This is a genomic window from Streptomyces sp. NBRC 110611 (assembly GCF_001590865.1).
Classification (GTDB): domain Bacteria; phylum Actinomycetota; class Actinomycetes; order Streptomycetales; family Streptomycetaceae; genus Streptomyces.
Window position 1 is genome coordinate 3,814 of record NZ_BBUY01000001.1, and the last position, 12,936, is coordinate 16,749.

Below are 12,936 nucleotides of genomic sequence, written 5' to 3' on the forward strand. Positions count from 1 at the left end.
GGCGGGCGGGTTCCCGGCGGTCGCCGGTACGGGCGTCGCGGGGGCTTCGGTGGCGGTGTCCTGTGCCGTTTGCCCGGCCTGCCCGAGAGTCCCGGCCTGCCCGACGTCTCCGGCCTGCCCGATGACTCCGGACTTCCCGACGTGCCCGGCCTCGCCGAAGCCACCAGCCTCGCCGAAGCCCCCGGCCTTGCCCAGGCCACCGACCTTGCCGAGGCCCCCGGCCCCGCCGCGGCCGCCGCCGGCCCCCCGGGGCTTCGCCCGCCGCGCCGCCCGTACGGCGCGGTAGCGGGCGATCGTCCCCAGGGCGAAGAGGGTCAGCACCAGCAGCACCATCACCTCGCCGATGAGGATGCCCCAGAACAGGCCGTAGCCGGGGAGCTGCCCCCTGGGGGTGCCGGGCCAGGCCGCGGCCATGTCGTGCGGTGCGGAGACCAGATGCCGCAGCGCCATCGGCGTACCGGGGTAGTCGACCCCGTCGGGCCAGGCGCCGTGCGCGAACAGACCGGCCAGCCCGGTCGCCGTCCACACCAGCAGGGTCAGGCCCAGCAGGAAGGCGAGCAGTCCGACCAGCAGGGAGTCGGGGATGCCGCGCTCCCGGCCGCCGGACGGCCGGTCGTGGTAACCGTCGCCTGCGCGCCGCCGGTCGTGGCCGCGGCTCTCGCGCCGTTCGTCGTCGTATCCGCGTCTCACGCCACCGTCTCGCTCGACTCGTCCCGCCATCTGCGCTCCATCGCGAGGGCCTCGGCGCGCGCCTCGGCCTCCGCGTCCGCCGCCGCCTCCAGGGCGTGCGCCTCGTCCGTCGGCACCGGGGCCGCCTCGGTCATCGCCCGGTCGGTGTAGACCAGCGGGCGCTCGGCCTCGGTGACCAGGTGTTTGACGACCTGGACATTGCCGTTGACGTCCCAGACCGCGATACCGGGGGTGAGGGTCGGGATGATCTCGACCGCCCAGCGCGGCAGGCCCAGGACCTGCCCGGTGGCCCGCGCCTCGTCCGCCTTCTGGGCGTAGATGGTCCGGGTGGAGGCCATCTTGAGGATCGCCGCGGCCTCCCGTGCCGCCGCGCCGTCGACCACGTCGGAGAGGTGGTGGACGACCGCGACGAACGACAGGCCCAGCCGCCGGCCGAACTTCAGCAGCCGCTGGAAGAGCTGGGCCACGAACGGCGAATTGATGATGTGCCAGGCCTCTTCTACCAGGAAGATGCGTTTCTTCCGGTCGGGCCGGATCCAGGTGTGCTCCAGCCACACGCCCACGATCGCCATCAGGATGGGCATCGCGATGGAGTTCCGGTCGATGTGGGAGAGGTCGAAGACGATCAGGGGGGCGTCGAGGTCGATGCCCGCGGACGTCGGCCCGTCGAACATGCCGCGCAGGTCACCGTCGACCAGCCGGTCGAGGACCAGCGCCACGTCCAGGCCCCAGGCCCGTACGTCGTCTATGTCGACGTTCATCGCCTCGGCCGACTCCGCCTCCGGGTGCCGCAGCTGCTCGACGATGTCGGTCAGGACGGGCTGGCGGTCGGTGATCGTCTCGTTCCCCTCGGCGGAGCCGAACTCGTTCAGCACAGCGGCGTGGGCGACCTTGAGGGCGAAGCCGGAGCGTTCGTCCAGGCCGCGGCCCATGGCGACCTCGATGATCGTGCGCAGCAGGGCCAGCTGGCCGGTGGTGGTGATCGACGGGTCGAGGGGGTTGAGGCGGATGCCGCCGTTGAGGGCGGCGGTCGGGTCCAGGCGGATGGGAGTTATCCCCAGCTGACGGGCGATCAGGTTCCATTCGCCGACGCCGTCCTCGCCCTGCGCGTCCAGCACCACGACCTGCCGGTCGCGGAACCGAAGCTGCCGCAGGACGTAGGTCTTCTCCAGCGCGGACTTGCCGTTGCCGGACTCGCCGAGGACGAGCCAGTGCGGGGCCGGCAGCTGCTGCCCGTACAGCTGGAACGGGTCGTAGATATAGCCCTTGCCGCTGTAGACCTCACGCCCGATGATCACGCCGGAGTCGCCGAGGCCGGGCGCCGCGGTCGGCAGGTAGACCGCCTGGGCCTGGCCGGTGGAGGTGCGCACGGGCAGGCGGGTCGTCTCCACCTTCCCGAAGAGGAAGCCGGTGAACGCCTCGGTGAGCGCTCCCAGCGGATCGAGCGTGGCCATGTCGTGCGCGCCTCCCAGCGGCTTAGCGGCGGATCCCGGTCGCGAACGGCAGGGTGTTGACGAACGCCCGGTGGTGCTCCCGGTCGCACCACTCCAGCTTCAGATAGGACTTGCCGGCCGAGGCGCGGATGGTGCGCTTGTCGCGGGCGAGCGCCTCGGGCGAGCGGGAGGAGACCGTGAGGTAGCCGACGAGGTTGACGCCCGCCGCGCCGGACGCCAGGTCCTCGCCGCGCTGGTCCACCCGCCCGTGGTGCGCCACGTCCCGGGGGTCGACCACCCGGTTCATCTTCGCCGCCCGGCTGGCCTCGGCGTCGTCGTTGGTCTTCTCCGTCAGCATCCGTTCGATCGCGACCTCGGTGGGCTCGAGGTCCATGCAGACCGCGACCGTACGGATCACATCCGGGGTGTGCACCAGGAGGGGCGCGAGGAAGTTGACGCCCACCGGGGTCAGCGGCCACTCCTTGACCCAGGCGGTGGCGTGGCACCACGGGGCGCGGGTGGTCGACTCCCGGGTCTTGGCCTGGAGGTAGGTCGGCTCCGTCGCGTCCAGCTCGGCCGGCCAGGCGTTGCGCTTGCTCATCGCCTGGATGTGGTCGATGGGGTGGTCCGGGTCGTACATGGAGTGCACCAGCGAGGCGAGCCGGGCCGGTCCGAGGGGCTGCCGCACCCGGATGTCGGCCTCGGCGAGCCGGGCGCAGATGTCGGTCAGCTCACGGGCCATCACCACGGCCAGCCCGGCGTCCCGGTCCAGCTTCCGGCGCAGCAGCCCGCCCTGGTGCATCCGCGCGGCGCGCGCCATGGTGTGCGCCTCGGCGGCCAGCTCGCGGGTGTAGTGCATACAGGCGACGAGGTAGGCCCGGTGCTGTTCGCTGCTGGTCGACACCATCGACTGCAGCTGGTCGTAGGAGTCCCGCAGCCAGCGGGGCGCGTGGGCGTCGCCGCGCTGGGCGACGTCCTTGGCGTGCGCGTCCGGGTCGGCCGGCAGCGTACGGGCCAGCATCTGCAGCCGGGTCACGAAGCCGTCGCCGTTGGCGACGTGCTTGAGCAGCGTCCCGAACCGGTCGACCAGGGCTTCCTGGTCCTCGCTGTCCCGTAGCCCGACGCCCGGGCCCTCGATCTCGATGGCCGCGGTCACCGTCCGGCGGTCGGCGTGCAGCAGCACCGCGATCTCGTCCGGCCCGAACGGGGCCGACAGCCAGGTGATCCGCCCGATGCCGGGCGGCGGTCCGATCTCCACCTCCCGCCCGTCCAGCCGGGTGCCCGCCTCCGCGGCGCCCGAGCGGTAGACCGCGCCCTGCCGGACCGTACGGCGGAAGCTGCGCCGGATCTCGAACCACCGGTAGAACGTACGGCCCTTGTACGGCACGTAGACGGCGGCCAGCCCCAGCATCGGGAAGCCGGTGAGGGTCACGATCCGCAGCGACAGCACGGGCACCAGCAGCCCGCACATCATGCCGAGGAACGCGCCCGCGATGATCAGCGCGATCTCACCGGTCTCGCGGTTCTTGCCGACGATGGCGTTGGGCCGGGCGCGGCCGATCAGGTACGTGCGCCGTGGCGTGATCGGGTGGGACATCGAGTGGGACTGGGTGCTCAACGCCCGTCACCTCCTGCTGTCTTGCCGGTGCGGGCGCTGCTGCCGGAGCCGGGCTTCGTACGGGGAGCGGGGGCGGCGGGGGACGGGGCGCCCGAGGCGCGCGAGCTGTGGGCCGCGACTCCGCCGGACACCGCGTCGGCCGGCCGGGACGGGCCGCCCTGTCCGCTCTGCGCCTGGGCGCCGCCGTCCCCGTCGGACCGGCGGGAGCTGTGCGTCTTGATGCCCTGCGACACCAGCGCGGCGGGGGAGCTGAGCACCGCCGCCGCGGCGTTCTCCGCGCCCCGGCTCATGCGGTTGTTGCGGGACGCCGCGATCTCGTCGCCGAAGCCGGGGACGAAGCGGTAGATCACCGCGCTGGCGAAGATGGCCAGCAGGATGATCGCGAGGCCGGAGACCACGGCGGAGATGGCGTTCGGGCCGGAGTTGCCGGACAGCGCACCGGCGATGCCCAGAACGATGACGATGACCGGCTTCACCATGATCACCGCGATCATGATGCCCGCCCAGCGGCGCACATGCCCCCACATGTTCTTGTCCACCAGCCCGGCGTACACCACCGTCCCGAGCAGCGCCCCGACGTACAGCAGCGCGGCCCGGATCACCAGCTCCAGCCACAGCACGCCGGCGGCCAGCACGGAGACCAGCGACACCACGATCAGCATGATCGGCCCGCCGCCGATGTCGGTGCCCTTGGTGAGCGCCTGCGCGAACCCGCCGAAGAACGTGTCGGTCTGCGCGCCCGTGCCCTTCGCGATGATCTCGGTGACGCCGTCCGTCGCCGAGACGACGGTGTACAGGATCAGCGGGGTGAACGCGGACGCCAGCACCGTCAGCCACAGGAACCCGACGGCCTCGCTGATCGCCTCCGTCAGCCGCACCCCGCGCACCGCCCGTTTGGCCACGGCCAGCAGCCAGAGGACGAGCGTGAGGACGGTGGAGGCGGCGAACACGACGGCGTACTGCCGCAGGAACGTCGCATTGGTGAAGTCCACCTGCGAGGTCGCGTTCACCGCGTCGGACAGCTTGTCGACGATCCACGCGGCGGCCTTGGCACAGCCTTTGGCGAGGGAGGACAGGGGGTCGAGGGGGTTGTTGTCGAGGGGGTTGGTGGGGGCCTTGGGGGCCGAGCCGCTGTCGCCCGACTGGCAGAAGTCCCTGGCGCGGCCGGGGACCAGGTCGCAGACCCCGGAAGGGGAGGGGCTGGGCGTCGGCGGTGCGGCCAGCGCGCGGGTGGCCAGCAGGAGGACCGCGGCCTGTACGGATGCCAGCACGGCGGCGACGGTGAGGGCACGCCTCGGATTACCGCGCATAAGTGAACCCTCCGTACTGCTCCACGGCCTTGGCGATCTGGTCCGCACTGGACGTCTTGTCGTCCCCGTTGACCGGGGCCGGGCCGTCCTGCTGGGAGAAGCCCGCGACCTTCCAGTCCCCGTCCGCCCACTTCAGCTGAAGGCGCAGGGTGAACCAGTCGGTCGTCACCGGGGTTGTCGACTTCACGCCTGCCGTGCCGAAGAGCCCCGTGCACCACACTTCGAGGTCCGCGGTGTCGCCCTGGAGCTTCACGAGTTTGGTGCCGACGGGGACGGTGCGGGAGATGTAGGTCATGCCCTGAGCCGCGTTGCCCTCGGCGTCGAGCCCCAGCTTCTTCAGGAAGGCCGTCGAGTAGGCGGCGTCGAGCCTGGTCTGCATCTCACCGGCCTTGGCGGGGACGAAGACCTGCTGGACGATCGCGTGGCGTTCCTTGGGCTTGAGGATGTTGGCGGAGACCAGCGCCACCGCGTAGTTCGCCGCCGCTGATTCCGCGCCCTGCTTCGTCCGGGGGAACCCCGCGGCGATCCCCCCGCCCTTGCCGCTGACCGGCTTGGTGCCGGTGGGTGCCGTCGGCTGGGCGGCCGCGGCGTCGGCGTCCTTGGGGGCGCCGGCGGAGGGGGACTCGTTGTTGCCGCTTCCGCTGCGGTTGGCGAACGCGATCGCCGCGAGCAGCAGGACGATCACCCCGACGATCGTGACGAGGTTACGGCTGGACAGCCCGGACCGCGGCCGCCGCGGCGAGCCGTAGAGGTCGCCTTCGCTCTCGGGAAGTCTGGTCCGGGTCTGGCCCGTCCCGGTACCACGGTGGCCGTCGCCGCCGTAGCCGCCGTCCTCACCGGTACTCATCGCGCCTGTGCCCCCTCTGCCTCTGCCGCCGTCGCCGTCGGTGTCGTCGTTGTGCCGCCCTCATATGACCGTAGCCGCGTGGGCGGCGGCTCGGGTGCAGTGGTACGAGTACATCTCACCGTGACGGTTCCTCAGGTGCGGTATGGCGAAGGCGAATGGGGGACTCCGGGTGGTTTGTGATCATTGCCCGCTCCGCATCCGCTGTCGCCCTCTTGCGCCGTCCGGCGCCTGCCTGCTCCCTCCGGAACCACCTGTCCCCGCACAGCGGGCCGCCCAATCGGTCCGCTGGTGGCGGCGGTGCCGCGGGCATGGCGCGGACCCCGTCGGGCCGGGGTGAGGGGGCGTCAGCATGGGGCCTCGGCAGGGGAGGTGCGGCCGGGTGGGCGGCCGGGTGGGAGCGAGTGGGGGCACGGGACGGCGGAGAGAGGCGGGGAACAGGTGGGCGGGGCGCATGGGGGACGGCGCGGGGACGGACGCATGCCCGGGTGCGCGGGCGGTGCCGCGGCAGGGGGTGTCGCGGGGGCGGGCCGCGGTGATGGGGTGGTGGCGGTCACCGGGGGCAGGGACCGCCACCCGGGCCGCCGCCTCGGGCCGGCCTGGGCCGCCGTCCCACCGCCTAGACCGCCATGCCGTAGACGATGGTGAACAGCGTTCCCAGGGAGCCGATGATGAAGACGCCGGTCAGACCGGCCACGATCAGGCCTTTGCCCTGTTCGGCGCTGAAGGTGTCGCGCAGTGCGGTGGCGCCGATGCGCTGTTTGGCGGCGCCCCAGATGGCGATGCCGAGGCAGAGCAGGATCGCTACCGCCATGACCACTTCGACCATCACACGGGCTTCGTTGCCCAGGCTGCCGAACGGGCCCCAGTCCGGGGCGATTCCGCCGATGATGGTGGTGATGTCGCCCTTTTCGGCCGCAAGGAACATCTGTGACATGTGCGCCATGTGTGAACTCACCGCCCTCTCATGGGTAGTTGACCATATTGACCATGTTGGCTATGGGATGGGTCGGGGGGTTGGATGTGGGGTGACTGTGAGGTGGAGGGATATGTCGTCGATCCCCGTCGGATGCGGCACGGGTTTCGGTCTCTATCTTGTCCGACGGAGGCGCCGGAGGCACCGTCAGAAGCCGACTCGGAGCCTTTCTTTGACGCCTTCGAAGTCTTCGGCCGGGGATCCGAGCGGGATTCGACCGGGGAAGCGGGTGCGCCAGTGGGTGCACGCCGCCCATTGAACTGATTACTCTCACCGTGTGTATCACGAGTGATAACCCTGAGCAATGATCATCGGGGTGGCGGCGACGGTATCGGGTGCGGGGATCGGCCGAGCGGCCGGAAAGCAGCGGTGAACCGGGCCTGAATGGGGGAGGGTTGTGGCGTGCGGAAATTCTGGGTGGCCGGCGGGCTCGGGGCGGGGATGCTCTTCTGCCTGCTCGGGCTGCTGGTGATCGGTACGTACGTGGCGGCGGCCGGGCTCGCCGGTGCCGGCGGCCGGGCGGTCGGGCTGGCGAAGGGCGCGGTGCCGGCCGCGTACCAGTCGCTGGTGCAGAAGTGGGGGACGCTCTGTCCGGCGATAAACCCCGCGCTGCTGGCGGCCCAGCTCTACCAGGAGAGCGGCTGGAACCCGAAGGCGCAGAGCCCGGCGTCCGCGCAGGGCATCGCGCAGTTCATCCCGGGTACCTGGCAGACCCACGGCATCGACGGGAACGGCGACGGCCGGCGGGATGTGTGGGATCCGGCGGACGCGATCGCCTCGGCGGCGTCGTACGACTGTGAGCTGGCCGGCTATGTGAAGAAGGCGTCGGGCGACGCCACGCACAACATGCTCGCCGCGTACAACGCCGGGGCCTACCGCGTCCTCCAGTACGACGGCGTGCCGCCCTACCGCGAGACCCGGAACTACGTGAAGACGATCACGACCCTGGCGAAGAGCTTCGAGGCGCCGACCGCCCCGGTGGCGCCGTCCCGGCAGGCCGCGGGCGCCATCTACTACGCGCAGGACAAGCTCGGCACGCCCTATCTGTGGGGCGGGAACGGGACGTCCGAGCAGGGCGGGCGGTTCGACTGCTCCGGGCTGACCAAGGCCGCGTACCACTCGGTGGGCATCGAGCTGCCGCGGGTGGCCAACGACCAGTGGAACGCCGGACCGCACCCCAAGCGGAGCGAGCTGCTCCCCGGGGACCTGGTGTTCTTCGCGCACGACCTGAACGATCCGAGGTCGATCCACCATGTGGGGATCTATGTCGGCGGCGGGTACATGATCAACGCCCCCTACACCGGTGCGGTGATCCGCTTCGACAAGATCGATACGCCCGACTACATCGGTGCGACCCGGGTCACATCGGATGGCGCAAAAGCGCTCCCGACCGCCGACGCTGCGTGAAAATTGGCTCTGAACTGCGGCGATGAGCCAGGATGAGTCAAGCTTCGATAACGTCCTGGTGATCATCCGGTGGAGAGTGGAACGCCCGGGCGGCCGATCACGTTTCCTAAGCGTGGTGACGTAGCAGCGCTCGCAGCAGCACACGCTCGACGACCACGGGGGCCGACAGCAGACGAAGGCGCTCGCGCGCGCGAAAGATAAGGGGCCGCGGCAGATGGCTGGACTCGCACTCGAGGGGCCGAACCCCGACGTCGACGTGCTCGACGGCATCAACGGCCTCGCGAAGGACGCCCCCGCCTGGGTCAACAGGGCCATGGAGTACATCGGCGAGTACGGCATCATCGCCGGCCTCGCGGTGCTGTGTCTGATCGCCTGGTGGTTCGCGCGCCGCAGGCCGGACGCGCCGTCCGCGGTCGCCGGTCTGGTCTGGGCGCCGCTGGCCGCCGGCGTCGCCCTGCTGGCCAACATCCCGATCCGGGCGTTCGTCGAGCGGCCACGGCCGTTCAAGGACCATGCCGGGCTCGAGGTGCTGATCCCCGGCAAGAGCGACTTCTCGTTCGTCAGCGATCACGCGACGCTGACGATGGCGGTCGGCGTCGGGCTGTTCATCGCCCACCGGAAGTACGGCCTGATCGGGATCGCGCTGGCGCTCGCCGAGGGCTTCTGCCGCGTCTACATGGGCGTGCACTACCCGACCGATGTGATCGGCGGATTCGCGCTGGGCACCGCCGTCGCGCTGCTGCTCGCGCCGCTCGCCCAGGCGCTGCTGGTCCCGCTGACGACCGCGATCGGCCGGTCGAAGGCGGCGTGGCTGGCGTGGCTGGTACGGGCGCCGGGCGTGGTGGTGGACGGAGCCGGCGACGGCGACGGTGCGGCCGGCCGCACCGGACGGGACGCCGAGGGCGGCCCGGTGATGGCCGCGGGGACGGCGGTGCCCCACGGGCACAAAGGACGGGACAAGGACCTGGCGGCCTGAGGGCCGGCCGGGACGGGAACCCGACTGACGGATCGACCGGGACGGCCCGGGCCTGTGGAGGCCCGGGCCGTCGCCGTGTCCGGCTGCGGTGTCCGCTGCGGTGTCCCGGCTGCCGTGTCCAGTCGCCGCCGCGTCCCGCGCGCGCTCAGAGCGCCTGCGGGAAGGTGCTGAACAGCCGCTGCGGGTCGTAGGCCTTCTTCACCCGGGCGAGGCGGTCGGCGGCGGCCCCGTAGTAGGCGGACTTCCAGTCGGTCAGACCGGGGTCGGCGTAGTTCTGGTACGCGGCGCCCGACGCGTACCGGCGCATCGCGTCATGGAACGCGTTCAGCCATGCCGTGCGGGAGGCCGGCGAGCCCTTCTCCGGCCAGGACGTCAGGTACTGGGCGAGGAACCGGGAGCCGCGGTGCACAAAGGCGGTGTCGGTACGGCCGACCCGGTTGATCGCACCGCCCAGCGCCGTCAGTGCCACATTGCCGGCGATGCCCTGGCGGCCGCCGCGCTCGATCTGCTGCAGCATGGCCTGGATACCGGCCGCGGGCAGCGAGCGGTCGTAGAAGTGCGAGCGGGCCGCGTACGTCTCCCGGCCCAGCTTCCCGTCGCCGGTGTGCCCGGGCAGCGAACCCGGCATATGGCACTGCGCGGACGACTTGGACGAGCAGCCCGCATAGGACTCCATCGCGTCCAGGTAGCCGGTCGGCGTGAGGCGGACGGACTTCGCGGGGCCGGGGCCGCCCGGCTGGTCGGCGAGCTTGTCGAGGGCGTTCTGGAGATCGGCCTTCGAGCCCAGGGAGAAGGCGGCCACGGAGACGCCGGGGGTGCCCCCGGGCCGGGCGTCGAGGTGGCAGGCGGACCAGATCTCGTCGGCCTGCGCCGGCCCCCACCGCTGCCAGGAATCCACCACCTTCGCCGCCTTGGCCCACGGCCAGGTCAGGTACGCCATCACCGCGCGCGGCGCCGGATGCGTACGGAAGCGGAGCCCGGTGACCACACCGAAGTTGCCGTTGCCGGCCCCGCGCAGCGCCCAGAACAGGTCGGGGTGGTGCTTGGCCTCGCAGTCGACGGTCTTGCCGTCGGCCGTGACCACGGTGGCGCCGACCAGGCTGTCGCAGGTCAGGCCGTAGGCGCGGGAGACCACGCCGTGGCCGCCGCCGAGGGTGAGGCCGGATATGCCGACGGTGGGGCAGGAGCCCCCGGGTATCGTCACGCCGTGCGCCGCCAGCCCCTGGTACACGTCGATGAGCTTGGCGCCGGCCCCTATGCGGGTGATCCCGCCGGACGGCGCGCCGACCTCGGCGAGGGCGGAGACGTCGATGATGAGCCGCCCGTCGCCGCTGGACCAGCCCGCGTAGGAGTGGCCGCCGCTGCGGATGGCGACCGGGGTCGCCGTACGCCGGGCGAAGGCGAGGCATTCGGCGATGTCCGACGGGTGCTCGACGTAGGCGACGGCCGACGGCTTCAGCGTGTCGTAGCGGGTGTTGTAGAGGCGGCGGGCGGCCGCGTACGCGGCGTCCGAGGCCCGTATCAACTGCCCGTCCAGGCTCTTGCCGAGCGCGGTCCAGCCGGCCTCGGTGGCCTTGCCCCGGAGGGCGGTGGTGGCCGCGGCGTTGGTGCCGGACGCGGTGCCGGCGGCGGAGGCGGAGGACGCCGCGCCGGTCTTGGTGTCGCAGCCGGTGACCACGGCGGCCGAAGCCGCCGCCAGTCCGGTGCCGGCCTGCAGGAGTGTGCGCCGCTTCACTGGGATGGGTCCCCCTCGATGTCGTACCCACGGCACCGGGTGGCGCGGCCGCTGCTTCCCCCGCAGGCCGCCCGCCCGGCATCCGCCGCGCTGTCCGGAACTGTCCGATTTCGCTCTTGCGTTCCGCGCCGAGGCGGTGCCGTTGCTTGTCTGACTACCCAGATGCCGAACGGGTGTTGGGGGTTCCAGGAACGGACTTCCGGATTCCTTCGGTGCCGGCCGGGCGTTCAGTCCCGCGGGCGCTCGGCGGCGGATCCGGCCCCGGTCCCGGCGTCGGCCAGGTGGCGCTGTGCGTCCGTCCGCGCCTGGGAGCGGGCGCGCCGGGCCGGCCCCCGCCAGCCGCAGGCGCAGTGGGCCGTGCAGAAGGAACCGCGCTCGGCGGTGGAGGTCGCATGGGGGGCTTGGTCGGGCACGCGTCCACGCTACGTGCCGCGGGTGCCGTTGCGTGACGAGGCTTCGTAACGGTCGTTGAACGGATCGGTCGACGGAACGTCAGGTGCGGTGAACGTCAGGTGCGGTGTGGGCGGAACGTTCGACCCTCCCGAGCGGACCGGCCGCCCAGGCCGGTTCCGAAGACAGCGGCCGAGGGGGCTCGTACGCGATGGTGGTGCAGGGCAGACGGGGCGGCGCGGCGGCCGTGGCCGTGGCGTGCGGGACGGGCCTGGCGATGGGCCTGCTGGCGACGGGCTGTTCCCCGGACGGTGCCGCGGCCGACGATCAGGAGTCGTCCGGCCGGACCGCCGACGCGGCCGCCGCGCGCGTCCGCGACAGCGCCGACGCCCTGATCCGGGCCCACTCCGCCGCGGTCCGTACGGCCCTGGAGACGGTGAGCGGCGGCACCCGCCTCGCCATCCGGGGCACCGGCGGCTACGACTTCACCACCAGCAGCGGGCAGCTGCGGGTGGTACTGCCCGATCCGGCGGGCGCGCCCGGCGGCGGCCGCCAGCCGATCACCGAGATCCTCGCGCCCGGCGCGCTGTTCATGAAGAACCGCGGGGCGGGGGTGCCCGCCGACAAGTGGGTGCAGGTGGAGACGGTCTCGCTGGCCGACGGCAATCTGGTCACCGGCGGTGCCACCGACCCGCTGGCCGCCGCGGAACTGCTGCGCGGCGCACGGGAGGTGACGTACCTGGGCGAGGAGCGGCTGGATGGTGGTGCCGGTGGTGACGGTGGCGACGGTGGTGTCGTCGTACGGCACTACCGCGGGACGGCGGACATCGGGGCGGCGGCCCGGGTGGCATCGCCGCGTACCGGTCCGGCGCTGGCCGTCGCGGAGAAAGGGTTCACCACCGCCCTGGTGCCGTTCGACGCGTACCTCGACACGGCCGGCCGGCTGCGCAAGGTGCGCCTGCGCTTCCACTTCGCCAACGGCACGCCCAAGGGGGCGTCGGTGACCTCCACGACGGAGCTGTCCGGCTTCGGCACACGGGTGGCGGTACGGCTGCCGGACCGGCGGGACATCTACACGGGGAAGATCGCGTCCACCGCTCAGCAGACGTCCGCGACCCCGTAGCGCGCGACTCCCTGGCAGGGGCCCCGTAGCGGGGGTTCGGCCCCATGGGGAGGCGCCACCCGGAAATGGTCCTTCCGTGCCATGCGCGCGGCGCGCGCCCGTCCTTACGCTGGCGGTGACCACCAGGGCGTGCGAAGGCGCTCGAAGGAGGAGGTGTGGTACGTGGCCGGCCAGCGCCATACGACGGTTCAGGACCACATAGCCCTCGTCGAGATCGACCTGACCGGTGAATTGATGATCGCGGCCGCGGCGGCCAGCGAGGACCGGCTCAGCCCGGCCCGTATCGACGAGGTGCTGGCCGTGGTGGATCGTTCCGGGGGCGGCGACGAGCGGAAGGGCGGAGGTGACAGGGGCGACGAGGACGACGACGAGGACAGGGGCGGAGGCCGCGGTGGGCCGTCCGGCGCGCCGGAGTCCGGGTAGCGGCCGCCGGA

The 12,936-nt window shown here is 72.2% G+C and carries 11 protein-coding genes and 1 pseudogene; 4 read left to right on the top strand and 8 right to left on the bottom strand.

What is annotated here, in order from left to right:
* From AZE13_RS37710 to AZE13_RS00050, 6 genes and pseudogenes are all read right to left on the bottom strand, one after another.
* Positions 1-690, bottom strand: a pseudogene (locus AZE13_RS37710) (hypothetical protein); the annotation flags it as partial.
* On the bottom strand, positions 687-2,144 hold the full coding sequence (locus AZE13_RS00030) for an ATP-binding protein (RefSeq protein WP_066925107.1): 1,458 nt from the start codon (positions 2,142-2,144) through the stop codon (positions 687-689). The gene AZE13_RS00030 and the pseudogene AZE13_RS37710, both read right to left, overlap by 4 nt.
* A 22-nt stretch (positions 2,145-2,166) precedes the next feature.
* A complete protein-coding gene (locus AZE13_RS00035; RefSeq protein WP_398780093.1) occupies positions 2,167-3,720 on the bottom strand; it encodes an SCO6880 family protein in 1,554 nt (517 codons plus the stop codon).
* Between the two features lie 17 nt (positions 3,721-3,737).
* Positions 3,738-5,051 carry a hypothetical protein gene (locus tag AZE13_RS00040; protein ID WP_066925113.1) on the bottom strand — a complete coding sequence of 438 codons (1,314 nt, stop codon included), beginning with the start codon at positions 5,049-5,051 and terminating at the stop codon, positions 3,738-3,740.
* Positions 5,041-5,898, bottom strand: coding sequence for a hypothetical protein (locus tag AZE13_RS00045; RefSeq protein ID WP_066925117.1), 858 nt, complete (start codon positions 5,896-5,898; stop codon positions 5,041-5,043). The genes AZE13_RS00040 and AZE13_RS00045 overlap by 11 nt, the downstream gene beginning before the upstream one ends.
* Positions 5,899-6,514: 616 nt before the next feature.
* Complete coding sequence (locus AZE13_RS00050) at positions 6,515-6,823, bottom strand: hypothetical protein (protein ID WP_046930918.1); 309 nt, start codon at positions 6,821-6,823, stop codon at positions 6,515-6,517.
* Positions 6,824-7,273: 450 nt separating this feature from the next.
* Between AZE13_RS00050 and AZE13_RS00055 the strand changes: the two genes are divergently transcribed.
* Positions 7,274-8,278 (top strand): NlpC/P60 family protein, encoded by a 1,005-nt coding sequence (locus AZE13_RS00055; RefSeq protein WP_066925121.1) that lies wholly within the window; start codon positions 7,274-7,276, stop codon positions 8,276-8,278.
* A gap of 214 nt (positions 8,279-8,492) precedes the next feature.
* Positions 8,493-9,254 (top strand): phosphatase PAP2 family protein, encoded by a 762-nt coding sequence (locus tag AZE13_RS00060; protein WP_066925124.1) that lies wholly within the window; start codon positions 8,493-8,495, stop codon positions 9,252-9,254.
* A gap of 145 nt (positions 9,255-9,399) precedes the next feature.
* On the opposite strand, the gene AZE13_RS00065 is transcribed toward AZE13_RS00060, so the two are convergent.
* Together AZE13_RS00065 and AZE13_RS00070 are read right to left on the bottom strand one after the other, a co-directional pair.
* Positions 9,400-10,989 (bottom strand): FAD-binding oxidoreductase, encoded by a 1,590-nt coding sequence (locus AZE13_RS00065; protein WP_066925127.1) that lies wholly within the window; start codon positions 10,987-10,989, stop codon positions 9,400-9,402.
* 227 nt (positions 10,990-11,216) lie between these two features.
* On the bottom strand, positions 11,217-11,402 hold the full coding sequence (locus tag AZE13_RS00070; RefSeq protein ID WP_066925129.1) for a hypothetical protein: 186 nt from the start codon (positions 11,400-11,402) through the stop codon (positions 11,217-11,219).
* A 188-nt stretch (positions 11,403-11,590) separates the two neighbouring features.
* On the opposite strand from AZE13_RS00070, the gene AZE13_RS00075 reads away from it, so the two are divergent.
* Together AZE13_RS00075 and AZE13_RS00080 are read left to right on the top strand one after the other, a co-directional pair.
* Positions 11,591-12,502 (top strand): hypothetical protein, encoded by a 912-nt coding sequence (locus AZE13_RS00075; protein ID WP_066926979.1) that lies wholly within the window; start codon positions 11,591-11,593, stop codon positions 12,500-12,502.
* A gap of 129 nt (positions 12,503-12,631) precedes the next feature.
* Positions 12,632-12,925: a hypothetical protein gene (locus AZE13_RS00080; protein WP_147264577.1), complete on the top strand. Its 294-nt coding sequence runs from the start codon at positions 12,632-12,634 to the stop codon at positions 12,923-12,925.
* The last annotated feature ends 11 nt before the right edge of the window (positions 12,926-12,936 follow it).

What these genes read in the sequence shown, in the direction of transcription:
- AZE13_RS00030 (WP_066925107.1), bottom strand. Translation starts at nt 2,144, where the DNA reads ATGGCCACGCTCGATCCGCTGGGAGCGCTCACCGAGGCGTTCACCGGC.
- AZE13_RS00035 (WP_398780093.1), bottom strand. Translation starts at nt 3,720, where the DNA reads ATGTCCCACCCGATCACGCCACGGCGCACGTACCTGATCGGCCGCGCC.
- AZE13_RS00040 (WP_066925113.1), bottom strand. Translation starts at nt 5,051, where the DNA reads ATGCGCGGTAATCCGAGGCGTGCCCTCACCGTCGCCGCCGTGCTGGCA.
- AZE13_RS00045 (WP_066925117.1), bottom strand. Translation starts at nt 5,898, where the DNA reads ATGAGTACCGGTGAGGACGGCGGCTACGGCGGCGACGGCCACCGTGGT.
- AZE13_RS00050 (WP_046930918.1), bottom strand. Translation starts at nt 6,823, where the DNA reads ATGTTCCTTGCGGCCGAAAAGGGCGACATCACCACCATCATCGGCGGA.
- AZE13_RS00060 (WP_066925124.1), top strand. Translation starts at nt 8,493, where the DNA reads ATGGCTGGACTCGCACTCGAGGGGCCGAACCCCGACGTCGACGTGCTC.
- AZE13_RS00075 (WP_066926979.1), top strand. Translation starts at nt 11,591, where the DNA reads ATGGTGGTGCAGGGCAGACGGGGCGGCGCGGCGGCCGTGGCCGTGGCG.